General features: G+C 63.7%; 25 protein-coding genes. 9 read left to right on the forward strand and 16 right to left on the reverse strand.

Annotation, left to right across the window (positions count from 1 at the left end; translation table 11 throughout):
- Positions 1-238 precede the first annotated feature (238 nt).
- The 9 genes from NKJ28_RS29905 (at position 239) to NKJ28_RS29945 (ending at position 8,497) form a co-directional block, all read left to right on the forward strand.
- Positions 239-1,066, forward strand: a complete 828-nt coding sequence (locus NKJ28_RS29905; RefSeq protein ID WP_023675803.1) for an AraC family transcriptional regulator — start codon at positions 239-241, stop codon at positions 1,064-1,066.
- A gap of 108 nt (positions 1,067-1,174) precedes the next feature.
- A complete protein-coding gene (locus tag NKJ28_RS29910; protein ID WP_352638162.1) occupies positions 1,175-1,624 on the forward strand; it encodes an SRPBCC family protein in 450 nt (149 codons plus the stop codon).
- A gap of 12 nt (positions 1,625-1,636) precedes the next feature.
- The gene (locus NKJ28_RS29915; protein ID WP_352638164.1) at positions 1,637-2,431 is read left to right on the forward strand and encodes an FAD binding domain-containing protein; all 795 of its coding nucleotides are present in this window, start codon (positions 1,637-1,639) and stop codon (positions 2,429-2,431) included.
- 49 nt (positions 2,432-2,480) lie between these two features.
- Positions 2,481-2,963 carry a (2Fe-2S)-binding protein gene (locus NKJ28_RS29920; RefSeq protein WP_352622417.1) on the forward strand — a complete coding sequence of 161 codons (483 nt, stop codon included), beginning with the start codon at positions 2,481-2,483 and terminating at the stop codon, positions 2,961-2,963.
- Between the two features lie 13 nt (positions 2,964-2,976).
- A complete protein-coding gene (locus NKJ28_RS29925; RefSeq protein WP_352638166.1) occupies positions 2,977-4,341 on the forward strand; it encodes a xanthine dehydrogenase family protein molybdopterin-binding subunit in 1,365 nt (454 codons plus the stop codon).
- Position 4,342: 1 nt separating this feature from the next.
- Positions 4,343-5,347, forward strand: a complete 1,005-nt coding sequence (locus NKJ28_RS29930) for a xanthine dehydrogenase family protein molybdopterin-binding subunit (RefSeq protein ID WP_352638168.1) — start codon at positions 4,343-4,345, stop codon at positions 5,345-5,347.
- Between the two features lie 9 nt (positions 5,348-5,356).
- Positions 5,357-6,238, forward strand: a complete 882-nt coding sequence (locus NKJ28_RS29935; protein ID WP_352638169.1) for an AAA family ATPase — start codon at positions 5,357-5,359, stop codon at positions 6,236-6,238.
- A gap of 235 nt (positions 6,239-6,473) precedes the next feature.
- Complete coding sequence (locus tag NKJ28_RS29940; protein WP_352638170.1) at positions 6,474-7,610, forward strand: vWA domain-containing protein; 1,137 nt, start codon at positions 6,474-6,476, stop codon at positions 7,608-7,610.
- Positions 7,610-8,497 (forward strand): amidohydrolase family protein, encoded by an 888-nt coding sequence (locus NKJ28_RS29945; RefSeq protein ID WP_352638182.1) that lies wholly within the window; start codon positions 7,610-7,612, stop codon positions 8,495-8,497. Before NKJ28_RS29940 ends, NKJ28_RS29945 begins: the two co-directional genes overlap by 1 nt.
- A 220-nt stretch (positions 8,498-8,717) precedes the next feature.
- Here NKJ28_RS29945 and NKJ28_RS29950 read toward each other — a convergent pair whose 3' ends face one another.
- The 16 genes from NKJ28_RS29950 to NKJ28_RS30025 all read right to left on the reverse strand — a co-directional run bounded on the left by NKJ28_RS29950 (position 8,718) and on the right by NKJ28_RS30025 (position 26,719).
- Positions 8,718-9,125, reverse strand: coding sequence for a carboxymuconolactone decarboxylase family protein (locus NKJ28_RS29950; RefSeq protein ID WP_352638172.1), 408 nt, complete (start codon positions 9,123-9,125; stop codon positions 8,718-8,720).
- A 355-nt stretch (positions 9,126-9,480) separates the two neighbouring features.
- On the reverse strand, positions 9,481-10,977 hold the full coding sequence (locus NKJ28_RS29955) for a sugar ABC transporter ATP-binding protein (RefSeq protein WP_352638173.1): 1,497 nt from the start codon (positions 10,975-10,977) through the stop codon (positions 9,481-9,483).
- Positions 10,977-12,035 carry an SMP-30/gluconolactonase/LRE family protein gene (locus NKJ28_RS29960; protein WP_352638174.1) on the reverse strand — a complete coding sequence of 353 codons (1,059 nt, stop codon included), beginning with the start codon at positions 12,033-12,035 and terminating at the stop codon, positions 10,977-10,979. Before NKJ28_RS29960 ends, NKJ28_RS29955 begins: the two co-directional genes overlap by 1 nt.
- Entirely contained in the window at positions 12,032-14,155 is a 2,124-nt protein-coding gene (locus tag NKJ28_RS29965; protein WP_352638175.1) for an ABC transporter permease, read from the reverse strand. The genes NKJ28_RS29960 and NKJ28_RS29965 overlap by 4 nt, the downstream gene beginning before the upstream one ends.
- Before the next feature lie 83 nt (positions 14,156-14,238).
- Positions 14,239-15,264: a sugar ABC transporter substrate-binding protein gene (locus tag NKJ28_RS29970; RefSeq protein WP_352638177.1), complete on the reverse strand. Its 1,026-nt coding sequence runs from the start codon at positions 15,262-15,264 to the stop codon at positions 14,239-14,241.
- Between the two features lie 57 nt (positions 15,265-15,321).
- Positions 15,322-16,308: an ABC transporter permease gene (locus NKJ28_RS29975; RefSeq protein WP_023675789.1), complete on the reverse strand. Its 987-nt coding sequence runs from the start codon at positions 16,306-16,308 to the stop codon at positions 15,322-15,324.
- A 280-nt stretch (positions 16,309-16,588) separates the two neighbouring features.
- Complete coding sequence (locus NKJ28_RS29980) at positions 16,589-18,031, reverse strand: DHA2 family efflux MFS transporter permease subunit (RefSeq protein WP_023675788.1); 1,443 nt, start codon at positions 18,029-18,031, stop codon at positions 16,589-16,591.
- Positions 18,032-18,256: 225 nt separating this feature from the next.
- Entirely contained in the window at positions 18,257-19,057 is an 801-nt protein-coding gene (locus NKJ28_RS29985; protein ID WP_023675787.1) for a 3-methyl-2-oxobutanoate hydroxymethyltransferase, read from the reverse strand.
- A 37-nt stretch (positions 19,058-19,094) separates the two neighbouring features.
- Positions 19,095-19,409 carry a MocE family 2Fe-2S type ferredoxin gene (locus tag NKJ28_RS29990; protein WP_023675786.1) on the reverse strand — a complete coding sequence of 105 codons (315 nt, stop codon included), beginning with the start codon at positions 19,407-19,409 and terminating at the stop codon, positions 19,095-19,097.
- A gap of 44 nt (positions 19,410-19,453) precedes the next feature.
- Positions 19,454-20,542: a fatty acid desaturase family protein gene (locus NKJ28_RS29995; protein WP_023675785.1), complete on the reverse strand. Its 1,089-nt coding sequence runs from the start codon at positions 20,540-20,542 to the stop codon at positions 19,454-19,456.
- Positions 20,543-20,633: 91 nt separating this feature from the next.
- Positions 20,634-21,815 (reverse strand): aldose 1-epimerase family protein, encoded by a 1,182-nt coding sequence (locus NKJ28_RS30000; protein WP_023675784.1) that lies wholly within the window; start codon positions 21,813-21,815, stop codon positions 20,634-20,636.
- A 34-nt stretch (positions 21,816-21,849) separates the two neighbouring features.
- The gene (locus NKJ28_RS30005; RefSeq protein ID WP_023675783.1) at positions 21,850-22,632 is read right to left on the reverse strand and encodes an ATP-binding cassette domain-containing protein; all 783 of its coding nucleotides are present in this window, start codon (positions 22,630-22,632) and stop codon (positions 21,850-21,852) included.
- Positions 22,629-23,633, reverse strand: a complete 1,005-nt coding sequence (locus NKJ28_RS30010) for an ABC transporter permease (RefSeq protein ID WP_245274659.1) — start codon at positions 23,631-23,633, stop codon at positions 22,629-22,631. The genes NKJ28_RS30005 and NKJ28_RS30010 overlap by 4 nt, the downstream gene beginning before the upstream one ends.
- A 61-nt stretch (positions 23,634-23,694) precedes the next feature.
- Positions 23,695-24,636: a sugar ABC transporter substrate-binding protein gene (locus NKJ28_RS30015; protein ID WP_023675781.1), complete on the reverse strand. Its 942-nt coding sequence runs from the start codon at positions 24,634-24,636 to the stop codon at positions 23,695-23,697.
- Positions 24,637-24,673: 37 nt separating this feature from the next.
- Complete coding sequence (locus tag NKJ28_RS30020; RefSeq protein ID WP_023675780.1) at positions 24,674-25,588, reverse strand: sugar phosphate isomerase/epimerase family protein; 915 nt, start codon at positions 25,586-25,588, stop codon at positions 24,674-24,676.
- 42 nt (positions 25,589-25,630) lie between these two features.
- Positions 25,631-26,719 carry a Gfo/Idh/MocA family protein gene (locus tag NKJ28_RS30025; RefSeq protein WP_023675779.1) on the reverse strand — a complete coding sequence of 363 codons (1,089 nt, stop codon included), beginning with the start codon at positions 26,717-26,719 and terminating at the stop codon, positions 25,631-25,633.
- Positions 26,720-26,766: the final 47 nt, after the last annotated feature.

The following is a 26,766-nucleotide window of genomic DNA, read 5'->3' on the forward strand; positions in this document are numbered from 1 at the left end:
TCCGCCATCCCGAATCTCCCTGCTTCGACCATCATCACAGAATCACCAATCGGCTTCTGTGCAAAGGTCTCACAGGGGGAGAAGGGGACGCGCTCCTATCGCCGAGTCTGAAAATCCGCGGTGCGGCGCATGGCCGGCGCCCGGACGTGCACATGCGTCTTGACGCAAGCCCAAACTGCGCCGCACAATCGCTCGCAGCAGGCGAAGGGAGGCCAGTCGCCTGCGGGAGGATATACCCATGACGGAAGCGATCAGGCTCTACTGGGGCCGGTTCGGACATGTTTCTGTCCTGAACGTCGCCAGCGACTTCGTCACCCATGCCCATGTCGAGGCGCATATCATCATCTGGCTGGAAGGCACCGCCGGCGAGATGACCATCGGCCGCGAGACGGTACGGCTTGGACCGGGCACCGCCGCCGGCATCAATTCCTTCCAGCCGCACAGCCACGCTCTGTCCCGCGACGGCACGCCCGGCCTGTTCCTCGCCTTTTACATCGATCCGGACTGGGCACGAAAACGCCGCGAGCTGCCTTCCGCCGCGCCGCTGTTCTCTGCCCCGGCAATCACGCTCGAGCCTTGGCTGCACAAGGCAGCGGCCAACCTTCTCGACCATCTCAGCGACAATGAGAGCATCGACGACATCGCCAATTACGAGATCGAGCGCTTCATCGACAGCGTGCTCGATGCCGCCGACGCCTCCGCACCGCAGACGGTGCGCACCCGCATCAACACCATGCAAGACTTCCGCGTCCGCAAGGCGATCCAGCTGATGAAAGCCAATGTCTGCGAGCGCATCTGCTTCGACGACGTGGCGCGCAGCGTCGGCCTGTCGCGGCCGCATTTCTTCGCCCTGTTCAAGGAACAGACCAATCTGACGCCCAACGTCTATTGGAACACGCTGCGCATGGAGGAAGCGGTGCGGCAGTTACAGTGGTCGCAGGAGCCGCTGATCTCGGTCGCCTGCAATCTCGGCTTCACCACGCAAGGCAATTTCTCGCGCTTCTTCCGCGACCATGTCGGCGTCCCGCCGACGCTTTACCGCGAGGCGGCGCGGGCGATCAGCTGAGCGCCCGTTTTTTCAGACTATTTGATAGGCGTTCAAGACGCATTGATAAGCGCTGCCGAGCCTGCCGCTCTACCCTCCCAAGCAGCTGATTTGCAAGGGAACGATCATATGGCGAAAGTCACCATCTCCAGCGTCATCGACGCACCGGTCGAAAAGGTCTGGGCGCGCATACGCGACTTCAACGGCCTGCCGACCTGGCACCCGCGCATGGTCGAAAGCCATATCGAAGACGGCAAGGATGCCGGCACGATCGGCTGCGTGCGCAATTTCCAGCTCGCCAGCGGCGCCCGCCTCCGCGAAAAGCTGCTCGATTTCTCCGACGAGAACTTCCTCGTCAGCTACGCCATCCTGGAGACGCCGCAGCCGCTCACCAATCACAAGTCGACGCTGCAGTTGCGGCGGGTGACGGACGGCGACCGCACCTATGCCGAATGGACCGCCAGCTTCGACGCCGCTCCCGAGGAAGCCGATAAATTGGCCGAAGGCATGGGCGCCAATGTTTTCCAGGGCGGGTTCAACGCCCTGAAGGCCCATTTTGCCGGCCAAAGCCAGGCGTAAAGGGAGCGTTCCATGACGCTTGCATTGCAGACTTTCCCGACGGTGAAGGACGCCGGCGCGGCGCTGAAAGCCGCCGGCACCCGCTATCTCGGTGGCGGCACGCTGGTCGTGCGCGCCGTCAATGAAGGCGACGTGTCGATCTCCGGTTTCGTCAGGTCGACCGACCCGGCGTTGTCGGCCATCAGCGTCTCCGGCGGCACGGTCCGCATCGGCGCGTCGGTGACCATGGCGGCGATCGCCCGCCATCCGGATCTCGCCCCGCTGGCCCACGCCGCGCGCGCCGTCGGCGGCCCGGCGATCCGCAACATGGCGAGCGTCGGCGGCAATCTCTTCGCGCCAGCGCCTTACGGCGATTTCACCGTTGCACTGCTGGCCTTGGACGCAACCGTCAACACCGGCGACGGCGAACTGCCGATCGAAACCTTCCTGGCGAAACGCGAAAGCAACCACGCCATCGTCACTGCGGTCGGCTTCACGCTTCCGAAGGAAGGCGGCTTTCGCTTCCTGAAAGTGTCGAGGGTCAAGCCAAAGGGCATTTCGGTGCTGAGCATCGCGACCGTGCTGGAGCACGCACCGGACGGCACTGTGTCGTCCGCGCGGATCGCGCTCGGCTGCATGGCCGACCGGCCGATCCGTGCCAGGGCGGCGGAGAAGGCCCTGATTGGCCGGGAACTCACGAGCGAGGGCATCGCACCGGCACTGGCTGTTGCCCGCGACGGCACTTCGCCGCGAACCGATCCGATCGCCAGTGCCTGGTATCGCAACGAAGTCCTGCCGGTCCATCTCGGCCGGCTGCTGCTCGCCTGAAAGACCGTGGCGCGTATGTCCGCCTGGCTGCGGCGCAAGGAGTAAAAAGATGGCAAAGGTCCCGGTTCAGTTCACGCTCAATGGTGCCGAAAAGGCCGAATTCATCGACAGCGGCACAACGCTGCTTCATGCGCTGCGCGACAAGATCGGCGACACCTCGCCAAAAGGCGGCTGCCACCAGGGCACTTGCGGCGCGTGCTCGGTCATCATCGATGGCGAGCTCAGGCTCTCCTGCCTGACGCTGGCCGAGACCTGCAACGGTGCGGCCATTACCACGACCACGGGGCTGGCGGAAGGCGGCGTGCTGCATCCGCTGCAACGCGCTTTCCTCGATGCTTTCGCGACCCAATGCGGTTTCTGCACGCCGGGCATGATCATGGCCGCCAAGGTGCTGCTCGACCAAACCCCGAACCCCAGCCGCGAGGACGTGGTCGAGGCGTTGTCGGGCAATATCTGCCGCTGCACCGGCTACGAACCGATCATCCAGGCGGTGCTGAGCGCTGCGCGCTCCAATTCGCAGAACGCGGCTTGAGGGAGTCAAAAAGATGGAACTCCGCAAGAACTACTTCGCCGACCAGCGCAAGGACGATCTGCACGAGATCGGCCAGCCGCGGCCGCGTTCGGATTCGCCCGGCCATGTCACCGGCAAGACCGCCTATTTCGCCGACCGCAATTTTGCCGGCATGCTGCACCTGAAGATGGTGCGCAGCCCGCATCATCACGCCCGCATCCGCAGCATCGATACGTCGGAGGCCGAGAGGCATCCGGGCGTGGTGAGAATCCTGACCGCCAAGGATGTGCCGCACAATGTCTACACCATCCTGATCCTGATCCAGATCGGGCCGGAGGACGAGACGGTGCTGGCCGACGGCAAGGTGCGCTGGAAGGGCGAGGCAGTTGTGGCGGTGCTGGCCGAGACCGAGCGCGCCGCCCAGGAAGCCGCCGCCAAGGTCAAGGTCGACTACGAAGTGCTGCCGGCCGTCTTCGACATGGAGGAAGCGCTGAAGCCCGGCGCGCCGATCGTCAATGAGTACCATGGCCGGAACTACTATCTCTACGATAGCGGCGAATGCCGCAAGGTGCGCTTCGGCGATGTCGAAGTCGGCTTCGCCGAGGCCGACCACGTGCTCGAACAGACCTACCAGTCTTCACCGATCGAGCATGCGCCGACCGAGACGACCGGCTGCATCGTCGCACCCGAGGGTAACGACCGCTTCACCTGCTACACCAACACGCAGGCGATGTTCTTCACCCTCGATAACGCCTCGATCATCCTGCAGATGCCTGGCAACAAGCTGCATTTCGTCGGCGGCACTGTCGGCGGCGGCTTTGGCGGCAAGGTCGACGTCATCGTCGAGCCGATCGCCATCCTTGGCGCCAAAATAACAGGACGACCGGTCTGTTTTATCTACAGCCGCGAGGAAGAGATGCAGATTTCCTCGCCGCGCGCCGCCGAGAAAGTCATCATCAAGGACGGCGTCATGAACGACGGCCGCATCGTCGCGCGTAAAGTCACGGGCTACACCGATGCCGGCGCCTATTCGCGCCATTCGCCCTACGGCGCGCAGAAGGGCGCCGGCCATTATCCCGGCCCCTATACGATCCCGAACGTCTGGATCGACACCTACTGCGTCTACACCAACCGCACCCCGTCCTCGGCGATGCGCGGCTTCGGCGTCACCATCGGCGATTTCGCGCTGGAGGTACAGATGGACAAGCTCGCCCGGCTGATCGGCATGGACCCGCTCGAATTCCGTTTCATCAACGCCTATCGCGATGGCGACATGAAAGCACATCGGCAGCCGACCGAGGGTGCTGCGCTGATCGAGTGCATGCAGGAAGCCTCGCGCGCCAACTGGCCCGTGGCAGAAAAATTCATGGCGATGTCGTCCTACGCGAAGGGAGCTTGAGATGGCGATCAGGCGCGGACGCGGCGTCGCCGCGATCAACTACCCGACCGGCATGAATCTCGGCGGCGACCCGACCCAGGCGCTGGTGCATTCGACGCCGACCGGCAATTTCATGGTCACGCTGTCGAGCGTCGATCTCGGCCAGGGCATGAAGCAGATCATGGCGCAGATCTGCGCCGAGACGATCGGCGTGCCGACCGACCGTGTCGTCGTAGACACCGCCGACACCGATACCGGTCCGCACTGCATGGGCACCTTCGCCTCGCGCGGCACGCATCGCGCCGGCAACGCCGTCATCCAGGCGGCCAGGGAAGCCCGCCAGGTGATGCTGGAAGTGGCGGCCGAGGAGCTTGAAGTCAATGCGTCCGACCTCGAGACCGATGGCCAGGGCAACATCCTGGTCAAGGGCGCGCCGCAGAAATCGATCTCGATCTTCGATGTCGCGCTGTCGGCGCATTTCAAGCGCGGTCGTTCGATTTCCGGCCGAGGCATGTTTTTGATCCCGCGCTCCTATCCCGAAAAGGAAACCGGCGCGATGAAGCCGTCGACCTGCTACGCGCACGCCTGCACGGTTGCCGAGGTCGAAGTCGACGACGAGACCGGCGAGGTCACCGTGCTGACGGTGAAGAACGTGTTCGAGATCGGTCGCGCGCTGAACCCGAAAATGGTCGAGCAGCAACTCGTCGGCGGCTCGTGGATGGGCATCAGCCATGCGCTCTACGAGACGACCGAACCCTATTACCCCGACCGCGATCACGGCGGCACCGACTTCAACCAATATCTGATGCCGGGTCCTGGCGATCTCGCGCAAACCGAGATCATCGTGCTGGAGAGGCCCTCGGCCGACGGGCCGTACGGCGCCAAGGGGCCGGGCGAAATGTGCGCCAACCCGCAGATCCCGGCGGTCGCCAATGCCGTCTTCGACGCCGTCGGCGTGCGCATCGACACGCTGCCGATCACGCCGGAGCGCATCCTGCGGGCGCTGAAGGCGCAAGCATCGAACTGAGTGTTGGAAATGCCCAAGAGAAGTGCCGAGACAGTCGCGACATCGCCGGAGGCGGTTGCGTCGCGGCTCGCCGCCTCGCGCTATCTCGCCGATGAAAGCCTGGCCACCGCAATCTTCCTGGCGATCAGGCTGGGTAAGCCGCTGCTGCTCGAAGGCGCGCCCGGCGTCGGCAAGACCGAAGCGGCGAAGGCGATAGCCGAACTGCTCGGGCGTGAGCTGGTGCGACTGCAATGCTATGAGGGCATCGACGCCGCGCATGCGCTCTACGAATGGAACTACCAGCGCCAGTTGCTCGCCATCCGCCATGCCGGCGAGCATGAGATCGACATCTACGACGACCGCTTCCTAATCGCGCGGCCGCTGCTGCAGGTGCTGAAGGCGCCGGAAAAGCGCGTGCTGCTGGTCGACGAGATCGACCGTTCCGACCATGAATTCGAAGCGCTGCTGCTGGAATTCCTGTCCGATTTCCAAATCAGTATTCCCGAGCGCGGCACCATTCGCGCGACGGCGCAGTCGATCGTCATCCTGACCTCGAACCGCACCCGAGAACTGGCCGAAGCGCTGCGGCGGCGCTGCGTCTACCACTGGATCACCTATCCCGACGCCGGGCGCGAGGCCGAGATCATCATGCTGCGCGCCGGCGATGTCGCCGAGGCCACAGCGCGCGCGGTGGCTGCCGCCGTGCGCGATATTCGCGCGCGTCCGCTGGCGAAGCCGCCCGGCATCGCCGAGGCGGTCGAATGGGCCAATGCCGCGACCATCCTCGAAAAGGGCGGCAGCCCGTGGCCGGAAGCGTTTCGCCGCGCCATTGGCGTGCTGATCAAGGACGAGGAGGATCTATCCTGCATCGCGCCGGAGCTCGGCAAGATTGTCGAGGAGGCGCTGGCGTGAGCCGGGAAGTCGGCAATCCCCTCCTCCCGTCCATTCCGCAACGTTGGCGGGACAGCACCCCCCTCTGTCCTGCCCTCTTTGCCACCACTTGGCATCTCCCCCTCAAGGGGGGAGATCAGATGTCATCCCGGCTTTCGCTAAACTCCAACATTGCAGGGCTGAGCGGAGCGTCGAAGCTGCCAATCTCCCCCTTTGAGGGGGAGATGTCCGGTAGGACAGAGGGGGGCGCGAAGGAATGATGCGGGGAGAAAGCTTGCCCTGCGCCGCAGCACCCTTCCTCGGCTTCGGCCGGCTGCTGCGCCGCTACGGCTTCCCGGTAGCGCCCGAGCAGGTCTCCGGCTTCATGCAGGCCGTAACCCTGCTCGGGCCGCGCTCGATGGCCGACATCCACGAGGCGGCCCTTGCCACGCTGGCGCCGCCGCCCGACCGCCGCGACGAATTCGAGGCGCATTTCCGGAGCCATTTCTATGGGGACGCCGCGGCGCTGGTCGAAGGCGAGGCCGACGAGGAAACCCGCATCAAGGACGATGGTGCAACGGGCGAAGAAGAAATCGAGGTGGTCCGCCAGGAGGAAGGCGGCGAACTGTCTTCGGCCAGCGAACAGTTGAGCGTCCGCGAGTTCCATCGCGATAGCGACGGGCTTGCCGCCTTCCGCCGCAAGCTCGCCACCGCGTTGCCCGCCCGCCGCTCCTTCCGCACCGTGCGCACGAATGCCCGCGGCAAGCTCGACCTGCGCCGCTCGCTGCGCGAAATCGTCAGTGCCGACGGCGATATCCCCTCGCCGCTGCTGCGCCGGCGGCAGACAGTGCCGCGCAAGCTTCTCATGCTGATCGACGTGTCGGGCTCGATGAAGCTCTACACATCGGACTATCTCAAGCTGGCACACGCGGCGGTGCAAGGCGCCGACCGGGCGGAGGTCTTCACTTTCGGCACACGGCTGACCCGTATCACCTCGGCGCTGCGCATTCGCGACCGCAATCAGGCGCTGGCCCACGCCGCTGCCCAGGTCGACGACTGGGACGGCGGCACCCGTATGGGACCGACGCTGCTCGCGTTTCTATCGGTGCCGCGCTTCTCCGCCTTTGCACGCGGGGCGGCAATCGTCATCCTGTCCGATGCGCTGGAGCGCGGCGATCATGCCGAGCTGGAGACCGCGATGCGCCGGCTGAGCGCCCGCGCCTTTCGGCTTTCGCTGGCGACGCCACTGGCCGGCGATCCGCGCTTCCGGCCGGCCACGGCAGCACTTAGCGCCATCCTGCCGGTGCTCGACGATCTGGTCGACGGCTCGTCGATCGCCGGTCTCGCCGATTTCATCCTGTCGCTCGCCCGCCCAGCTCCGGCGGCCGCGGCAATCTGGACGAGGGTTTCATGATGCAGAAGGCGATCGACGCGCATTTCCACATCTGGCGCCGAGAGGACCAACCCTGGCTGCGCGGGCCGATGGTGCCGCGCATCTTTGGCCCCTACGAGCCGATCCGCCGCGATTATCCGATCGAGGAATTCCTCGCCGACCAGCAAGGTTCGGGCGTCGAGAAGGCGGTCTATGTCCAGACCAACTGGGCGAAGGAGGATTTCGAGAACGAGGTGGCGTTCCTGCAGAAGACCGCGGAAGAAACCGGCTGGCCGCACGCCATCGTCGGCTATGCCGACATGACGGTGGACGACGTGCGTCACCAGATCGACCGGCTGAAAAAATATCCGCTGCTGCGCGGCGTGCGCATGCAGCTGCACTGGCACGGAACGCCGGCCTTCCGCTTCGCCGCCTCGGCCGATCAGGTCATCGACCCGAAGGTGCGGGCCAATGTCGCGCGGCTCAAGGATTACGGCCTGTCCTTCGACCTGCAGCTTTTCCCCGCCCAGATGAGAGACGGGTTGACGCTGGTCGGCGACAATCCGGAGACCAATTTCATTCTCACCCACGCCGGCATGCTGACCGACATGGAGCCGGAGACCACCGAGGCCTGGAAGTCCGGCCTGCGCACGCTGTCAGCGGCGCCCAACCTCTATGCAAAGCTGTCCGGCCTCGGCACCTTCGTCCACCGCAACGACCCGGCGCTGATCGGCTATATCGTCGACAACGCCATCGACATTCTCGGCAGCGACCACCTGATGTTCGGCTCGAACTTCCCGATCGAGAAACTGTGGACCAGCCATGCCGAGCTGATCAAGGCGCACCGCGAGGCGGTGGGCAAGCACGGCACGGCGGCAGAGGCTGATATTTTCTGGAACACGGCGGAGCGGGTCTACCGGCCGGTGTGAGGCGCGCACGCCTCCCCTTCTCCCCCTGTGGGAGAAGGTGGATCGGCGCGAAGCGCCGAGACGGATGAGGGGTGTTGGAAGGAACGCGACGGAGGAAATGTAAAGCAATTTAAGCACTTACGTCTCCAAGGCAGCGATCCGTCCAGCACCCCTCATCCGACCGAGCTTCGCTCGGCCACCTTCTCCCACAAGCGGAGAAGGGAAGGCGCCGCGCCTCACCTCACCGCACCTCGAACTCCGGATCGACCGGGATCTGCAGCGCTGTCACCATCTGGTTGGTTTGCCCGGCCAGCCCGATGATCGACACCAACTCGCCATGCTGCGCGTCGGTCATGCCTTTGGCCCGCGCTGCGGCGGTGTGCGAGTGGACGCAATAGGAGCAGCCATTGGCGGTCGAGACGGCGATGTAGATCATCTCCTTGGTAAGCGGATCGATGGCGCTGTCAGCGACCATCACCGCCTTGAGCTGCTCCCACACCCGCCTCAGCGAGACCGGATCATTGGCCAGCCCGCGCCAGAAATTGTTGACGAAATCGGATTTGCGCGTCGCACGGATGTCGTCGAATACCGCCTTCACGGCGGGAATCGCCTGGACCTCGGCATCGGTCAGAAGTCTTGTGGTGGCCATGGCAGGCTCCTTTCGTTTGAATCATTATGCGAGGTCGTTGAATCAGGTCTGGAGAAAAAGCGGCTAACCTGCCCGGGTGATTCAGTTTTGCAGGCCGGCCCAGAACCCTGGAATGCACAGCCCCTCACCTTCGTCATCCCTGGGCGAAGCAGGAGCGAAGCTCCGTTGCGGAGACCCTGGGATCCATGCCGTGACCTCCGCCGATGGGTGCAGCGGAGCAGGATGCTGCACCGCAGCAGCGCTCTGATGTAGCGGCATGGATCCTGGGGTCTGCGCCGCGTCGCTTCGCTCCTTGCTTCGCCCCGGGATGACGAAACGACGGGCGACTCGGCCAATTGTCGAAGTTCGCATCGCCCTAATGCACCGCTGCGTACATGATCTTCTCCTCCGTGGCCTCCGCAGGCGAGAACTCCTCGACGATGCGGCCCTGCCGGCAGACCAGGATGCGGTCGGACAGGTTCATAATCTCCGGCAGGTAGGACGAGATGACGACGACTGCGAGGCCTTCATCGGCCAGCCGGTTGATGATCTGGTGGATCTCGGCGATCGCACCGACATCGACGCCGCGCGTCGGCTCGTCGAAGATGACGATGCTCGGCTTTTGCACCAGCCCCTTGCCGATCACCACCTTCTGCTGGTTGCCGCCGGAAAGCTCGACCACGCGCGCATTGTCGTTGATCGCCTTGACGTTCAGCGTCTTGGTCCATTCGGCCGACAGCGCCCGCATCTCCTGCGCATTGATCACCCAGCCCTTTTCCCGCCCTGCCGCCAAAAAGCCGCCGAACAGGTTCTCGGCGACGTCCATCGTCTCGAATATCCCCTCGCTCTTGCGGTCTTCGGTGACATAGACGATACCGTCCGCCACCGCCTCGCTCGGCACGAGATAGCGCACCGGCCGGTCGTCCAGTTCGATGGTGCCGCCGCGCAGGAAGTCGCGCTTGTAGATGCCGGAGACGATCTTGAACGTCTCGGTGCGGCCTGAGCCGATCAGCCCGAAGACGCCGGTGATCTGGCCCTCGAAGATCGAGAAGGAATTGTTGCGCACGACGTTGCTCATCGAGATGTCCTGCACCGACAGCACCTTCTTGCCGGGCTTGCGCAGCTTGGTCTCGTCGCGCTGGCTGTAGAGCTGCCCCGACAGCGTCCGCCCGACCATCGCCGCGACGATCCTGTCGCGATCGAAAGCGGCGGTGTCGTCGGTGATCACCAGCTCGCCGTCGCGCAGGATGGTGATGCGGTCGGCGATATCAAGCGCCTCTTCGAGCGCATGGCTGATGAAGACGATCGATACGCCCCTTGCCTTGAGCCGGCGGATCAGCGCGAAGAAGTGCCGCTTTTCCTCTGGCGTCAGCGTCGCCGTCGGCTCGTCGAAGATGATGATCTCGGCATTGTGGTGGACGGCGCGTGCAATTTCGACCATCTGCCGCTTGGCGGCGCCCAGCGTCGCCACCATGGCATTGGGGTCGACAGGAAAATTCAGCGACTGCAGGAACTGCTGCGCCGAGATGTAGGTGCCGCGCAGCCGGTTGAGAAAGCTCTCGGTGCCGAGATAGAGGTTCTGCGCCACGGTCATCGACGGCACCAGGCTGGTCTCCTGGAACACCATGGCGATGCCGGCTTGAAGCGCCGCATGCGGCGAGGCGTAGGCGATCTCCTGGCCCTTGTGGAACATCTTTCCCGATGTCGCGTCGACAACGCCGGCGATGATCTTGGTCAGCGTCGATTTTCCCGCACCGTTCTCGCCGAGCAGCGCGTGGATCTCACCCTTGCGCAGCCCGAAGCTGACATTCCTCACCGCGGGCACGCCCCGGTAAGTCTTGGTCACGTTCTCCAGGCGGACGATCGGTTCCATCAGCGATGCCCTCCTGAAGCCAGATCGATGGCCAGCAGACAATCGCCGCCTTTCGAGGCAATGAACAGGCGACCGTCTTTCTCCGCCACGCTGCAGATGCCGTGGCGCGTGCCGTTGGCGCGGCTGTGCAGGCTGTACTGCGGCCGCATGTCCCGATCGAGCCTGACCACCAGCCCGTAGGAGCGGCTCGGCGACCATGGCTTGTGGATGCCCATGGTGCGGATGCCGCCGCATTGCAGCGGCTCGAGGAAGCTGCGGTTGGAGGCGAGCGCCGGCGCGATCCAGTGTTGCGGCGGCACTTGCGCGAGCATGTCGTTTCGGTAGTGCGTTTCCTGCAGTACGAATTCGATCAGCCGGTTGCGCGGCGCAAACAGCGCCAGCCAGGCGCCACCGTCGGCGGCAGGCGACAGCCGTGCGGGATAGCCGGGGAGATGCGCCAGCACCGTCGAGCGGCTGCCCGTCGCGCCATCGAAGCGGACAACTTGATGGCGCCAGCTCTCGCTGACCAGCACATCCTTGCCGGCAGGATGCAGCCCATAGGGAAAGGCGATGTCACCGGCGAGCTTGCGGAATTCGCTGCCTGCCGGATCGCGTTTCCACAGCGAACCCGACGCACCCTTCTTCATCAGATCGGCGGCCCATTGCGACGGCGCGTGGTCGGCCGAGCCATTGGCCAGCCAAAGCGTGCCATCTTCCGCATAAGCGAGTGCTGTTATGCAGCGGATCTCGGCCGGCAGGGCGGCCTCCTTGCCTGCAATCAGCAGCCTGCCGCTTTCGAGCCCGACCGTCAGTTCGCCGGCGGGCGAGCGCGCGAGCGCTGTGACCGCGGCCGGAAATGTCTCGACCAGAACAGGCGCGCCACCGGCGGCGAGCGCGTAGACGGCATTGGCACTGGAAACCAGCAGCCGGCCGTCGGCGGCCAGCAGATTGTCGGGCTCGGTCAGATCGGCAAAAGCCGGCGCATCGTCCAGCAGCGTGTTCGGCCTGAAGGCACCGTCGAGCGGCGGGATGGTCACCGCCTTGCCGCGGAAGATGTCGAGGATCGGATCCAGCATCATGCCTTCGCCCCCCAGTAAGAAGCGGGGCTGGTCCAGTTCGGGTCGGCGCCGGCAATCCGGTAGCGGCCGATCCGGTTGTTGAGGATGCCGCCCACGAACAGAAAACCCTTGTGCTCGCGCATCGAAGTCACCATCGGATGCGCGGCGCCCGACAGGTCGCCCATCGCCTCGACGATGCCGCCCTTCTCGTTGAATTTCACCACACCGCCGGTGTTGATGTTGGGGAACAGCCATTCGTCCTGCGGCAGCCGGCGCGTCATGCGCTTGCGCATGTCGGGATGGCGCAGCGACAGGTCGAAGCTCGGCGTGCGCATGCCGAGCCAGGCCATCCAGTAATTGCCGTCGGAGGCACGGTTGATGTTGTCGGGGTAGCCCGGCATGTCGCGGATGACGCATTCGGCGCTGCCTGCCTTCGGCCCTTCCAGCCAGTAGCGGTGCACGCGGCAGGCCCAGCTTTCGGCGAAGAACAGCGACTTGCCGTCATGCGCCATGCAGACGCCGTTGGTATAGCGGTAGCCGTCGAGTAGCGTTTTCGTCGAGCCGTCCCTCGGGTCATAGACAAGCAGCCGCCCCGTGGCGCGGTTCTCGATCGAGTCGAGCGCCCAGTCATGCGCATCATAGCGCTTGGTGGAATCGGTGAAGTAGATGCGGCCGGCCGGCGCGATGTCGCAATCATTGGGATCGCGCAGCCGTGCATCGTCGACGATCGAGGTCCAGGAGCGCGACGTTTCCGCCGAAAGCCGCTTCACCTCGCGCTGCGGCGAGACCGAATAAAGGCCCATGGCGCCGACGCAGCTGATCAGATTGCCTGTTTTGTCGAAGGCCAGGCCGAGCGGAAAGCCGCCAATATGGGCAAAGACCTCCGAGCGTTTGTAGTCCGGCGCGAAGAAGCGGACGATCTCGCCATGCCTGGTGCCGCAATAGAGATGGTCGTCGCGGTCGAGGATGACGTCTTCCGGCCCTTCCAGCTCGCCGAGCCCGATATGGTCGGCCTCCGACAATCGGTTGTCGAGTTCGTAAGGGGTGCCCGAGCCCGGTGCAGCCGACTGCGTTGCCCCCATCTTCAGGTAGACCGGTGCGACATAGACCTCGTCCAGAACCTTGTGGCGGTTCTTCAGCCAGCGAATGTCGATGGTGACGGCGACGGCCAGCATGATGCCCAGTACCATCTGGTTGGTGCCGGTGCCATAGCCCAGCCGGATCAGCCCGTTGGTCATCGTCAGCACGATGATCGCGCCCATCAGCCCCTTGATCACCGAACCGCGACCGCCGCCCAGGCTGACGCCGCCGACGACTGCTGCTGTCAGTGCCATGACCTCGAGGTTGAGGCCTGTGCCCGGCCCTGCCCCGCTCAGCCGGCAGGCGATGAGGAAGCCGCCGAGCGAGGCGCAGAAGCCGGAAAACACATAGGTCATGAATACGGTGCGGCGCACGCGGATGCCGGCATTGTGGGCCGATCGCCGCGACCCGCCCACCGCCTGCACATGCCAGCCGGGCCGCGAGCGCGTCAGCGCGACATGCGTAATAATCGCCAGGATAATCGCCGCCCACACCGCAACCGACAGGCCCCAAAAGGTATCGTCGCCGATGAAGTCCAGCACATCCGATGTGGCATCGGAAAGCTGCACGTCGGCGGCATAGGTGGTGACCAAAATGTCGAACAGCGCCCGCCCGAAGATGAAGGTGACCAGTGTCGTCAGGAAAGCGCGCAGGCGGAAATAGCCGATCAGGTAACCGTTGATCGCGCCGAACAGCAGGCCGGTGGCGATCGAGGCGGCCAGCGCCAGCCACACCGATTGTTCGAGGATGAAGAAGACGAACACGGCGGAAAAGCAGGACAGCGCGAAGATCGAGCCGACCGAAAGGTCGATGCCGCCGCCAAGCATGACCACCGTCATGCCGGTGACGACCAGCGAGAACTCGCCGAGCTGGCGGGTCGATTCCTGCAGCGCCATCGGCTTGAAGAAGCCGGGGATGATCGAACCGAACACACCGAGCGTCGCCACCAGCGCCAGGAACGGAATGGCGTTGTCGGTCCAGCGCTTGCTCAGGATCTCGCCGACGAGGTGGTCGGGCACGAGATTGTAGCGCCAGGATTGAAGGCGTTCGCGAAAGGACATCGGTTGCTGCTGCCACTCAAGAGAGAAAGAGGCGGCCGAACCCGGTCCGGCCACCTCGTCGATGCTTGCAACGGACCCGCGGTTTACTTGGCCGCAGCTTGGGCTTGCAGTGCCTTCAAGTCCCAGCAGCTGTCTGGCTTGAGGTCGGGCTTGGTTGTCGCCTTCTCCAGCGTATAGATGTAGGTGTGCGAGGTGCCGGCCGGCTGGCCACTCTGCAACAGGAACTTGATGACGGCGTTCATGTCGCCCGACTGGCGGGCAAGGTCGGTCATCACCACCGCGCCATAGGTGCCGTCCTGCAGCTTGTCGCAGTCGGCGGTCTTTTCGCCACCGCCGGTGGTGACCAGAAAGACTTTGCCTTCGAGCTTGGCATCGCGGATCGCAGCCGATGCGCCGGTCGCGTCGCCGTCCCAGAAATCGATGATGGCGCAGATGTCGGGGTTCTGCTGCAGCATCGTCGTCGTCACGTTGCGCGAGGTCGTCGCATCCCAGTTGGAGTCCGGCTTGGCCACGACCTTGAAGTCGGGGTTCTTGTCCAGCACCTTCATGATGCCGGCATACTGGTAGAGGCTCGACGAGTTGGCCTGGTCGCCCTGCACCAGCCCGATCTTCTTGGACGAGTTCGGCCCACAACCCTTGATCGCCGCTTCGGCTTCCAGCTGGCCGAGGCGATCCCAGTCGCTGCCGACAAAGGCATCGGCCGGGAAGTTCGCCGGATTGTCGACCAAAAGCACATAGGTGCCGGCCGCCTGCGCCTTCTTCATCAGCTTGGCATAGGAGTTGAGGTCGGGCGAGTGGATGATCAGCACGTCCGGCCTGGCGTCCGACGAGATCGCGTCGGTTATCGCCTGCGCGCCGGCATCGACCACCCAGTTCGGGTCACGCGTCTCGAACACGCCACCCCAGGCCTCGATCTCCGTCTTCAGGTAATGCGCCCAGCCCTGTGCCAGGTCGAAGCCCATCGCCATCGGGACCAGCATCACGCGCTTGCCCTTGAGCGCTTGCGAATAGGCGGCCGGACCCGGATCTTCTGCAGCGAAGCCCGGCGCCACGAAGGCGGAGACGGCAAGCGCTGCCGCGGCAGCCATAAATGTCCTGATGATTTTCATGTCACATCCTCTGGTTTGGTATGTCGTTCGCGGCCGGCCCCAACCGTTCGCGTCAGTCTAAATGTCGCCTTGCTGCGCGGTCTGCTCGTCGCGCGGATTGATGAACCCGTCGACGATGATTGCCGCCAGAAGGATCGCGGCCTTGATCAGGTTCTGATAGAGCAGCGGAATATCGATGATGGTCATGGCGTTGAGCAGGATGCCAATCAGCGCGGCACCCACCAGCACGTTGCGCACCCCGCCCCGCCCGCCAGACAGACCGATGCCGCCGATCACCGCCACCAGCACGATGTCGTAGAGCAGCGTGGAATTGACGATGCGGGTGTTGATCGAATGCAGGCTGGCGGCGGTGAGCAGGCCGGCCACCAGCGAGACCAGGGCCGACAGCACGTAGCGCAGCACCAGCATCGGGCGCACTGGAATGCCGATGTTGCGCGCGGCGACCGGGTTGTCACCGGCGAAATAGACGTAGCGGCCCCATTTGGTGTAGCGCAGGAACAGGAAGAAGGCGAAAGCCAGCCCGGCGAAGACAAACACCTCGACCGGGATGTCGAGGAAACGCAGCCCGCCCAGAAGCTCGACCCAATGGCCGGGCGGCACCGGCACGGCGTCCTGCGTGATCAGTTGTGAACGCACATAGCCGAAGACGAAGGATGCGGTCGCCAGCGTCACGAAGATCGCCGGAACCTCGGCGTAGGCGACCAGGATTCCGTTCAACAGCCCGATGGCGAGAACGCCAGCGAGCACATAGGCGAAGGCCAGCCCGTCGGATGTTCCCGAATTCAGCAGTTGCAGATACCACGCGACCGACATCGCCATGATCGCCACCGCCGACAGGTCGATGCCCCTGCCGATAATGACGACCGCCATGCCAAGCGCCAATATGCCCAGCACCGAGACCGAGCGTACGATGGCAACGAGATTGTTCGAGTTGATAAACCCGGGCAGTCCGATGGCGGCGGCAATGAACAGCACAACCGCGATGGCAAAGACAATGCCCTCCTGGTTCAGGCTTCTCCAGTTTAGCCAGCCGGTCGCGTTCATTGCCCGCTTTCACCCGCGATGGCTACGCCCTGCTCCCTCTGCGGCCATCGGAACGAAAGCTAATCGGCTCAAGACCAATTCGTCAAATGAATCCGCGCATTGCAGGCCGGCTTGCGAGGAAATTCTGCGGTTGGACGCGCCGATTGGCGAGGCTGGCGCAATGCCAGGAACTCAAGCACTTTTGCAATTAACCGTGCCGATCGGAGCGCTCGCAAAAGTTTGTTCCACAACGAGCGAAGCAGGCAGAATTTATGTCCGCGATCGCCGCTGGATTCCCGCGTCAAATCCGCGAAACATGGCCCGAGACCTCGGCGCCGGCAGCGTTCGACAATGCGAGAAAGCGGAACGAGGCGACGAGACCGATTGCGCCGATCACCAGGAAGGCAAGGCGGAAGTCGACGAGATCGAGCGCTGCCGCGCCCCTGGCGATCTGTGACAGGTTGAGCAGCGCCGCCGCCACCGCCACGCCGAACAGCATCGCCACCTGCTGCAGCATGCTGGACAATGTCGCCGCCGAGCTGCGCTGCTGTGAGGCCACATCGGCGAAGGCCAGCGTGTTGAGCGCGGTGAACTGCATCGAGCGCGAAAGGCCGGCGATCAGCATCAGCACCACCACCAACGCTTGCGGCGTCTGCGGCGAAAGCGCCGCGCAGGCCATGATCGACAAGGAAGCGATCACCCCGTTGACGATCAGCACCGAACGGAAGCCGAAGCGCCTCAGCGTCGGCGTCGTCACCGCCTTCATGCCGAGATTGCCGAGGAAATAGGTCAGGATCATCATGCCCGCATCGACCGGGCTCAGGCCGAAGCCGACCTGGAACAAAAGCGGCAGCAGGAATGGCGTGGCGTTGATGGCGATCCGGAAGATCGTGCCGGCCGACAGCGTCGAGATGGCGAAGGTCTGCACCTTGAAAGCTGTGAGATCGAGCAGCGGATGGTTGGCGCGTCGCAGATGCCGCACCGCCAGCCAGCCGACCAAAATGCCCGTGCCGAGCAGTGCCACGGTCGGCAACACACCCTCCTGCGGATGCGCGATGCGCTCGAGGCCATAGAGCATCGCGGCGAGCCCCACCGAGGTCAGCAGGAAGCCCGGCCAGTCGAGCGGCTTGGCCCCAGCTTCGCGGTCCCCAGGAATGAAGCGGGCAACCAGCGCCAAACCGGCAACCCCAAGCGGAATGTTGATGAAGAAATTCCAGTGCCAGGAGAGATAAGTGGTGATGAAGCCGCCAAGCACCGGCCCGACCACCGGCGCAAACAGCGCCGGCCAGGTGATCAGCGCCGTGGCGTTGAGAAGCTCGGATTTCGGCGCGTTGCGCAGCACCAGGATGCGGCCGACCGGCGTCATCAGCGCGCTGCCCAGGCCCTGAACCGCGCGTGCGACGACGAACTCGGCCAGGTTCTGTGAGATGCCGCAAACGAGCGAGGCCAGCGTGAACAGGGCGATCGCCACGAGGAAGATGTTGCGCGCGCCAAAACGGTCGGCAAGCCAGCCGGACAGCGGCACGAACACCGCCATGGTCAGCATATAGACGGTGATGCCGATGCTCATCGCCACCGCCGGCACGCCGAAGGATTCTCCCATCTGCGGCAGCGAGGTCGAGATGATGGTCGAATCCAGAAGCTGCATGAAGAAGGCGACGGCGACGATCAGCGCCACCCGCCGGGCTTGCCGCGCCGCCGGCGCGGTTTCGGGCAAGGCTTTGTTTTCGGGAATGGCGGTCATGCGCAGAACTGTCCGAAGGGGAATCTTCTCCCGCTCCATCGGCAACCGCCCAATTGTCCGGCAAACCGATGACGCACCGGTTTCAACAGCATCTGGCCGGTGCCGTCCAGACCTAGTCCAACAAACTTTCGTGTGGCATCGCAGCCGGTTATGCGATGACTTGGCCCTGCCGCGAACCGGCCTTTTACGATCCGCGATGACGCTTCGTGCCGCTGCCGGGGCGTCTTATGCGGCTTCGATCTTCTCCAGGAACAGGCTGAGCTGGTCCGGGTCCATGTGCACGACGTGCCTGTCTTCGGGATAGGCCAGGCTGTTCACATCGGCGACATATTCGGAAAAGGCGGCGATGCGTTCGGCCTGCAGGCGATCGTATTCGGCGGCGAAATTGCGATAGACCTTGGAATGCCGAGGCATGTGGCCGCGGTTCTGGCCGAGGATGTCGTCGGCGAACAGATACTGCGCGTCACAGCCGGTGCCCGCTCCCATCGACAGCATGATCAGCGACGTGCGTTCCGAAATCGCCTTGGCCACCTCGACCGGCACCACTTCGATCTCGGCGCCGATCGCGCCGGCGGCCTCCAGTTGCTTCACCGCTTCGAACACCTGCATGGCGGTGTCGGCGGTCTTGCCGACGGCCTTGAAGCCGCCGGTCCAGGTGGCGCGTGACGGGATGAGGCCGACATGGCCGATTACCGGAATGGCATCGTCGGCCATCCGCTTGATGGTGGCGTACCCGGCGCTGCAGTAGACCGCATCGGCGCTGGCCTTGTAGAGCCGGAACGCCCAGCGGACGAAATCGTCGGCGGTGCCGATCTCGAAGAAATTCTCGCCCGGCATGGTGAACAGGCTGGGTGCCGCATCGCGGTATTGCGGATTGAGCACCAGCTCCGGCGGCACCGAGACGATATCGACGCCGGCGCGTTCGGCGGCCTCGGCCTCGTCCATCGTCAGCACGCGCAGCATGGTCAACTGCCGCTTGCCCTTCATGGCCCGCAGGTCTGCGACGGTCGGTCTTTTCCGGCTCATGGATTTTGGTCCCCTTTGCTACGTGACAGAAGGCCGGTCAGGCGATCTGGATCATCACCTTGCCAGCTTCGACCTTGACTGGATAGGTCGCGAGATTGACGCAAACGGGAGCGCCCTTCGCCTGGCCGGTCTTATAATTGAAGCGGCCATTGTGCTTGGGGCATTCGATGATGTCGTCCATGACAAGCCCGTCGGCCAGATGCGCCTTCTCATGCGTACAAAACCCGTCGGTGGCGAAGAATTCATCGTCCGGCGAACGGTAAATCGCGAAGGTGCGGCCGCCATGGTCGAAGCGGATGACATCTTCCTCTTCGACATCGTCCACGGCGCACGCTTCGACCCAATCGGCCATTCTATATCTCTCCTGAAATTTTCTGCATGGCGCCGGTGCGGTGCCTATTCAGCCGCCGCCGACATGTTCACTTCGTGGAACTCGCCACGATAGGGCCTGGCCGTTGGCGGCAGTTCGCGCTTGAGGAAATGATCCTCGTATTTGAGCTGCCTGAGCAGGACAGGCCAGACCTCGCGATAGGCATGCCATATCGACGGGTTCGGCTCCGGCAGATCGTGCTTGATCAATTCATGCAGCTTGGGCAGCGCGTGATAGGGCACCATCGGAAACATGTGGTGCTCGACGTGGTAGTTCATGTTCCAGTAGATGAACCGGCTGATCGGGTTCATGTACACGGTACGGGTGTTGAGCCGGTGGTCGACGACGTTGTCGGCCAGACCGATGTGTTGCAGCAGGCCGGTCATCACCATGTGCCAGGTGCCGTAGAGGCGCGGCACGCCGATGAGCACCACCGGCACCCACGACTGCATGTAGAGGGCGAGTGCTATCGTGGCGATGTAGATGGCAATATGCCAGCGCGCCGCGATGACGGCCTTGTGCTGTTCCATCTCGGGAACGTAGCTTTTCTCGTCGGGCGTCAGCTTGCCGAGCGCCTGGCGTACCAGCGCCGGAAGCGAATAGCGAAAATCAAGGATGCCGGTGAAAGCCAGCGCCGCACGCAAAAGGTCCGGCGGGCGCATCACGGCGATCTCGGCGTCGCGGCCGACGATGATCGTGTCTGTATGGTGCCGGGCATGGCTCCAGCGCCAAGTCACCGGGTTGCGCATCAGCATGAAGCTGGCGATCTGGTAGACGACATCGTTCATCCAGCGCGTGCGGAAGGCAGTGCCATGGCCGCATTCGTGCCAGCGCGAGTCGCTGGAGGAGCCGTAGAGCACGCCGTAGACGAAGAAGAACGGCACGCACCACCAGGTGCCCCAGAAATAGATGGCGCCGGCGGCGGAGCCGAGGATGGCGACGATCCAGATGATCGTGTCGCGGATCGCCGGGCCGTCTGAGCGCTGCATCAGCTCCTTGATCGCCTTGCGAGGGACATCCGTGTGGTACCACTCCGCCGAGGCCAGTCCCGTCTCGATCGCCCTGCGCGTGCTTTCGCCGACCAGGCTGTAATCGCGCTTTACCGTGCCAGCCATTGTGACCTCCGATTCCCGATCTGCCGCGAGCCCTCCCCGCTCCGGCCGGAGCCAGCCTCCCAACTGGTGTCCCGTATCTTGTTCGCCATTATCACGACCTGCCTCCAAGAACAGGAAAACGGCCCGACGGCTGCGGGTAGTCCTCTCGCGGCTGCCTGGCGATTGCCGCGATCCGGCTCTCCGCATCGGCGATCTCGCCGGCGCCGTCGAGAACCCGGAACACGGCATCGTAGGAGCGGCTCTCGCCGTGCTCCAGCCAGATCATCTCGCCGCGTTCGCGCGCGGCCAGATTTCCCAGCACATGATGCGTCGAGGGCTCGATGCCAAGCGCGTACTGCCCGGCCTGGAAATTCTGCCATTGATAGGCGCAAGGCAACTGGTCCTTGCGCGTGACCACCTGCAAGCCGAGGCCGAGCCTGTCGTTGACCACCGCGACCGGCACTTCGCCGGCGCTGTCGGCGCCGAGCTCGTGCTGCCAGACCTGTTCCTTGAATCCCGGTTGCGGCGCCGGCACCGTGCGGTAGCCGACCTTCTGCACTTCATAGCGCTCGCCGGCATGGCCCGCCCAGACGACGTCGCGGATCGGCGCCAGGTAGCGCGATCCTTCGTCGAGCACCGGATGGCTGATATTGATGTGGTAGAAATACATATGCGGCGTACGGTTGAAACCGTGATTGACGACACGGTCCGAAAGCCGGATCTCGTTGCCGCCGACATCGGCCTCGATCCGCCGCAGCAGGTGCAGATCCTCGCCGAATACAGTCGATTGCTGAACGATGCCTTCGGCCCACAACACGCAGCGGTCGCCGTCCCAGGTCTCGCCATAGCCGGTCAGCCGCGCCGGGATGGTGCTGATGCGGCCGTGCAGCGAATGGCGCACCATCGTCTTCGGCGGGTAGTTGTAGGTATCGGCCGGTACTTCGTTCATGAACAATATATGGTCGAGGCCGCAGGTCAGCAGAAGGCCGGAAAACGACCGCGCCCACGCCAATCCCTCCTCGCCTTCATATTCGTGCAGGCCGGGATGGCGAAAACCGCTCGGCGAGTGCCAGCCGATCGCCTGGCCCCTGAAATCGCAATCGGCGATATCGAGCGCCCGGTCGACCAGCGCGGTGAAGCGCAGGCCGGAGCCGGTGCGGAATTCGAGCATGCGGATGCCGCGCTCGACGCCGTCGCCAAGCGTCATCAGCCGCACGCCGGCGAACTGCGACAGCATGCCCGAGCGTTCCGAGACCTGCCGGCGCGACAGCGTCTTGCCGTAAAGCTCTACCATGTGACGGCCAGTTCTTTCACTTTGCTCCCGTCCTTCACTTCGCTCTCGTCTCCTTGAGCAGGGCCGACATGTCGGCGCCGGTGATGATGCTTTCCACGGTCAGCAGATCGGTGCCGGCGACCGTCTGCTCGGCGACGATCTCGCCGCGGCGCATAACGATGATGCGGTCGGCGACCTGGAAGACGTGATGGATGTTGTGGGTGATCAAAAGCACCGAGTGGCCGGCGTCGCGCACTTCCTTGACGAAGCGCAGCACGCCGTGCGTTTCCTCGACGCCGAGATTGTTGGTCGGCTCGTCGAGGATGATGACCTTGGCGGCGAACTGCATGGCGCGGGAGATGGCGATCGACTGACGCTCGCCGCCTGACAGCGTGCTAACCAGCGCATCGGCGTCGAGTTTCTTCGAGATGCCGACGCGCTTCAATAGAGCCGACGCAGCATCGCGCAATCGAGCGAGATCGAGCGGCGCGAACACGCCAAGCCATTTGAGATTGACCGGCTCGCGGCCAAGGAAAAGATTGCGCGCGATGCTGAGATCGGGAGCCAGCGAGGTGTCCTGGTGGATGGTCTCGATGCCGAGATCCATCGCGTCGCGCGTCGAGCGGATGGAGACCTTCTGGCCGCGCACATAGATGTCGCCGCGATCGACGGGAAAGACCCCGGAGATCGCCTTGATTAATGTCGATTTGCCGGCGCCGTTGTCGCCGAGCAAGGCCACCACTTCGCCCTCGTTGAGCGTGAAGGAGGCGCTCTTCAGGGCGCGGACGCTGCCGAAGGATTTTTGCAAATTCTGCAGCCGAAGCACTTCCATGATCAGCTCCTGGCGGCGTTCTTCTGCAGCAAAGCGTGCAGGATGAGCATGGCAAGGATGATGACGCCGACGAAGATGTTATAGGCGAGCCCGGGCACGCCGATCAGCACGATGCCGTTGCGGATGCTGCGCAGCATCAGCGCGCCGACGATGGTGCCTAGGATGGTGCCGCGCCCACCGGTCAGCGCAGTGCCGCCGACCACCACCATGGCGATCACTTCGAGCTCGTAGCCGGTGCCGGCCACCGGCGAGGCGGCAGAGATGCGGAAGGCGCTGATCATGCCGGCGAGACCGGCCAGCACCGAGGTCAGGATGAACAGCCAGATCTTGACCGCATCGGCCGGCACGCCGCGCGCCACGGCAGCGTTACGGTTCGAGCCGATAGCGCTGATCCAGTTGCCGAGCTTGGCGTAGTGCAGCACATAGATCGCCAGTAGCGACAGGCCGATGAACCACCAAAGCGAGGTATAGAAACGGAACGTTCCGATATTGAAGCTGCCGGCCAGCAGCGTCACGAAGAAGCCTGGCTGGTTCCAGGATTTCAGCGGAAAGCCTTGGGTGATGTAAAGCGCTGCCCCACGCACGACGAGCAACATCGACAGTGTCACCAGGAAGGACGAGATCCCGATCTTGGTGACGATCAGGCCGTTGATCGCACCGATCGCTATGCAGAGCAGCAGGCCGGCCAACAGCGCGACGCCAATATCAAACCCGCCGTTCTGCACCAGCAGCATGACGACGACCGGCGCCAGCCCGAACACGGCACCGACCGAAAGGTCGAACTCGCCCGCCGTCAGAAGCAGCGTCATGCCGAGCGCGATGATGCCGAGCTCGGGCAGGAACGCCATCATGTTGGAGATGTTGAGCGGCGACAGGAAATTCGCGTCGGCGATCGCGAACACCGCCAGCAGGACGATCAGGATGACGAGCGAAGAGAACTGCGGCGAGCGCATCAGGCTCGACCTGCGTTTGGCACGCGGCATTTCCTCTTCTGCGGCAATTGTCATGACAGTTCGAACCATACGCCAGGGTGACGCTCGCCGCCTGCGCGGCGAGCGTCAGTTTCAATCATTTGTTGTAGAGTTTCAGGATCGGTTCGACGCTCGAGGCGTCGTAGAGGCTGAACGTGTGAATGTCGTAGCCGATCGGTTCGCCCGCGGCGGCGAGACCGAGCAGCGCCACCGGCATGAAGCCCTGCGCCGATGGGAACTGCCAGGCAGCCGCGTTGATGAAGCCGGACTTGACTGACTCGGCGGTTTCCTTCGAATTGCCCCAGCCGACGACCGGAATCTTGCCGGCCGGCACGCCGGCGCCGTCGAACACCCGCTTGACGCTGGCCGCGACGGAATCGCCGAGCGCGATGATTGCCGGCGGATTGTTGGCAACCATGTAGTCGGTCATCTTGGCGATGATGCCGGCCGGATCGGTGCCGCAATCGACCACGTCATATTTGATGCCGAGCGGATCGAAGACGCTGGCAATGCCTTCGGTCTCGAGCTGCTGGTAGCTGGCGCCCGGCACTTCGACCGGCAGGAACACTTTGTCGCCCTGCTTCACCATCTTGTGGTCGACCAGATATTTCGCCCAGATGACACCGGCTTCCTTAAGGTCGGCGCCGACATAGGCCTGCCGGCCGGTTGCCGGATCGTCGGTATTGAAGAACACGATCGGGATGCCGGCCGCCTTGGCTGCCTTGACCTCCTCGGTCCACAGGCCGGGCTGCGCCGAGGTCGTGGCGATGCCGTCCGGTTTGGCGGCGAGTGCCGAGTTGAAGGCTTCCTTCTGCGCCGCCATGTCGCCGCCGCTGAACGAGATCTTGCAGGTCACCTTGAGCTGGTCGCAGGCCTTGGTGGCGCCGGCATTCCAGTCGATCCAGAAGGCATCCGACGGGCCGCCATGCGACAGCAGGTAGAACGTCTTCTGGGCGTCCTGCGCCAGCGCCGGCGTACCCAGCGCAACACCGGCGAGAACCGTCGCCGCGGCAGCGATTTTCAACGCGAATTTCAACATTTCTCTTCCTCCCTTGTTTCGTAGCCGAACCGCGCCATCACAGTCCGTTGGCGCGGAATTTTCCGTCGAGGAATTTCTTGGCACGGGGCACGTCGTCTTCCGAAAGATGCTCGATGATGACCGGGATGTTCGGATGCTTTTCGGCCAGCCGCTTGAGATAGAGGTCGTAATTCAGCGAACCGAGGCCGGGCGCCGGCAGCTCGATCTCGCCGACGCCGCGGAAGGTGTGGCTCTCCAGCGCGTCCTCGTCGCCGATGTCTGCGTGCTTTTCCGACTTGTCGCCGCCGGAACGCTTGACGTCCTTGGCGTGGGCAATCTTGATCTTGTCGGTCAATGTGTCGAACACCTGGTTCAGGATCTGGTCCATCCTGTCGATGTTGTGCGTTTCGAAATAGTTGGTCGGGTCCATCAGCAGGCCGAGGCCTGGGTGGTCGATCTGCGCGAACATCCTCACCGTCTCTTCGACCGAACCGACGACATTGTTGACATAGGTTTCGAGCAGGAAGACTGCGCCGTGGTCATAGGCGGTCTGGGCAAGGTCGGCGATGACCTTGCGGCATTCCTCAAAACCTTCCTCGGTCTTGTTCTTCGGGTGATGCACCCAGTCGGACTCGGTGTTGTAGGTACCGGTTTCCGAGATCACGTAAGGGGTGCCGAAATGGCGTGCGTTGCGGATGATCTCCTTCAAATAGCCGACGCGCCGCTCGCGCTCGCCCAGGTCCGGATGGATGATGTTGGTGTAGCCCGACACACAGCAGATCGGCAGATTGTGGTCGCGGAACGTATCGCGGACAGTCTTGGCCTTGTCCTTGGTGATCTGTCCGGCGGAAAGGTCGATATCCCTGAAATGCAGGTCGAGCTGCACGGTGTTGAAATCGAGCGCACGGATCTTCTGCGCGGTTTCCTTGAGGCCATACGGGAAATAACCCGTGAAAATACCTGCCTGCATCATGGTGTGAAGTCCTCCCTGTAAGTGATTCAGTCGTCCGGTGTTTCAGTTGATCGAGATTTCGGAAAGCTTGACGGTCCGGCCCTTGTCGATGGAGCGGTAGCCGGCTTCGACCAGCGCCATGGTCTTGACGTTGTCGGCGACGGACAGCGCCGGCGGCTCGCCCGTCTTGACCGCGTGCTGGAGCTGCTCCATGACGCCGATGAAGGCATGCGGGAACCACATCGTGTCCCAGCTGGGCGTCACCCATTCACCACCGGTGGTCTCGGTCGAGGCATAGGTCAGCGTCGAGGCAGAACCTGTCGGCCAGCCGATGGTGCCCTTGGCGACGCCCTTGGTGCCGTCGACGCGCCAGTTGATGTGCTGGTCGTCCTTGTAGCCCTCCTGGCGCGGACCGGACCAGACATCCTCAAGCGATACGGCGAGCACGCCCGACGGGAACTTTATCGTCGACACGGTGATGCCGTCCGAATGATCGAAGCGGGTGCGCGGATCCTTGCGGGTCAGGGTGGTGATCTCCAAGGGATCGCCGAACAGGAAGCGCAATACGTCGAGATGGTGGACGCTCATATTGGCGAGCGTCAGCCGGTCATAGTCCTCGAGGAAGCTCTGCCAGTGCGGGATCGCATGCATGTCGATCTGGGCGAAAACGATGTCGCCGAGCGCGCCGCTGTCGATGATCTGCTTCAAGACGCGCATCGACTGGTCGTAACGCATGTTCTGGTTGACCGAGAGGATCTTGCCTGCCTTGGCCGCCTCGTCGCGAAGTTTGACGGCCTCTTCAAGGGACAGCGCCAATGGCTTCTGCGCCAGGATCGCCTTGATATGTGCCTGCTTCAGAGCATGACGGATCAGTGCCGGCTGCTTGTCCGGCGGAAAGGCAAGGTCGATGATCTCGACGTTCTTGTCCTCGATGAGCTGTTCCGGCGTGTCGTGGACGGTTGGGATATCCCAGCGTTTGGCGACTTTCTCGGCGCTGGCCTTGGTCCGCGAGGCAATCGCCACCACCGGGAAACCGGCTTCCTTGTAGGCGGCAAGGTGACATTCGGCCATGATCATGCCGGCGCCGACGCAGCCGATCCTGTATTCCCTGGTGCGGACTTTAACGTCCGGCTCGAAGCCGTTGCCCACCATTTCTTGGCTTGCCATATGTTCCTCCCGAAGCTCGTTCCTTGCAGCCG

The sequence above is a fragment of the Mesorhizobium sp. M0145 genome, assembly GCF_040322355.1.
Lineage (GTDB): Bacteria > Pseudomonadota > Alphaproteobacteria > Rhizobiales > Rhizobiaceae > Mesorhizobium.

What these genes read in the sequence shown, in the direction of transcription:
- NKJ28_RS29905 (WP_023675803.1), top strand. Translation starts at nt 239, where the DNA reads ATGACGGAAGCGATCAGGCTCTACTGGGGCCGGTTCGGACATGTTTCT.
- NKJ28_RS29910 (WP_352638162.1), top strand. Translation starts at nt 1,175, where the DNA reads ATGGCGAAAGTCACCATCTCCAGCGTCATCGACGCACCGGTCGAAAAG.
- NKJ28_RS29915 (WP_352638164.1), top strand. Translation starts at nt 1,637, where the DNA reads ATGACGCTTGCATTGCAGACTTTCCCGACGGTGAAGGACGCCGGCGCG.
- NKJ28_RS29920 (WP_352622417.1), top strand. Translation starts at nt 2,481, where the DNA reads ATGGCAAAGGTCCCGGTTCAGTTCACGCTCAATGGTGCCGAAAAGGCC.
- NKJ28_RS29925 (WP_352638166.1), top strand. Translation starts at nt 2,977, where the DNA reads ATGGAACTCCGCAAGAACTACTTCGCCGACCAGCGCAAGGACGATCTG.
- NKJ28_RS29930 (WP_352638168.1), top strand. Translation starts at nt 4,343, where the DNA reads ATGGCGATCAGGCGCGGACGCGGCGTCGCCGCGATCAACTACCCGACC.
- NKJ28_RS29935 (WP_352638169.1), top strand. Translation starts at nt 5,357, where the DNA reads ATGCCCAAGAGAAGTGCCGAGACAGTCGCGACATCGCCGGAGGCGGTT.
- NKJ28_RS29940 (WP_352638170.1), top strand. Translation starts at nt 6,474, where the DNA reads ATGATGCGGGGAGAAAGCTTGCCCTGCGCCGCAGCACCCTTCCTCGGC.
- NKJ28_RS29945 (WP_352638182.1), top strand. Translation starts at nt 7,610, where the DNA reads ATGCAGAAGGCGATCGACGCGCATTTCCACATCTGGCGCCGAGAGGAC.
- NKJ28_RS29950 (WP_352638172.1), bottom strand. Translation starts at nt 9,125, where the DNA reads ATGGCCACCACAAGACTTCTGACCGATGCCGAGGTCCAGGCGATTCCC.
- NKJ28_RS29955 (WP_352638173.1), bottom strand. Translation starts at nt 10,977, where the DNA reads ATGGAACCGATCGTCCGCCTGGAGAACGTGACCAAGACTTACCGGGGC.
- NKJ28_RS29960 (WP_352638174.1), bottom strand. Translation starts at nt 12,035, where the DNA reads ATGATGCTGGATCCGATCCTCGACATCTTCCGCGGCAAGGCGGTGACC.
- NKJ28_RS29965 (WP_352638175.1), bottom strand. Translation starts at nt 14,155, where the DNA reads ATGTCCTTTCGCGAACGCCTTCAATCCTGGCGCTACAATCTCGTGCCC.
- NKJ28_RS29970 (WP_352638177.1), bottom strand. Translation starts at nt 15,264, where the DNA reads ATGAAAATCATCAGGACATTTATGGCTGCCGCGGCAGCGCTTGCCGTC.
- NKJ28_RS29975 (WP_023675789.1), bottom strand. Translation starts at nt 16,308, where the DNA reads ATGAACGCGACCGGCTGGCTAAACTGGAGAAGCCTGAACCAGGAGGGC.
- NKJ28_RS29980 (WP_023675788.1), bottom strand. Translation starts at nt 18,031, where the DNA reads ATGACCGCCATTCCCGAAAACAAAGCCTTGCCCGAAACCGCGCCGGCG.
- NKJ28_RS29985 (WP_023675787.1), bottom strand. Translation starts at nt 19,057, where the DNA reads ATGAGCCGGAAAAGACCGACCGTCGCAGACCTGCGGGCCATGAAGGGC.
- NKJ28_RS29990 (WP_023675786.1), bottom strand. Translation starts at nt 19,409, where the DNA reads ATGGCCGATTGGGTCGAAGCGTGCGCCGTGGACGATGTCGAAGAGGAA.
- NKJ28_RS29995 (WP_023675785.1), bottom strand. Translation starts at nt 20,542, where the DNA reads ATGGCTGGCACGGTAAAGCGCGATTACAGCCTGGTCGGCGAAAGCACG.
- NKJ28_RS30000 (WP_023675784.1), bottom strand. Translation starts at nt 21,815, where the DNA reads ATGGTAGAGCTTTACGGCAAGACGCTGTCGCGCCGGCAGGTCTCGGAA.
- NKJ28_RS30010 (WP_245274659.1), bottom strand. Translation starts at nt 23,633, where the DNA reads ATGACAATTGCCGCAGAAGAGGAAATGCCGCGTGCCAAACGCAGGTCG.
- NKJ28_RS30015 (WP_023675781.1), bottom strand. Translation starts at nt 24,636, where the DNA reads ATGTTGAAATTCGCGTTGAAAATCGCTGCCGCGGCGACGGTTCTCGCC.
- NKJ28_RS30020 (WP_023675780.1), bottom strand. Translation starts at nt 25,588, where the DNA reads ATGATGCAGGCAGGTATTTTCACGGGTTATTTCCCGTATGGCCTCAAG.
- NKJ28_RS30025 (WP_023675779.1), bottom strand. Translation starts at nt 26,719, where the DNA reads ATGGTGGGCAACGGCTTCGAGCCGGACGTTAAAGTCCGCACCAGGGAA.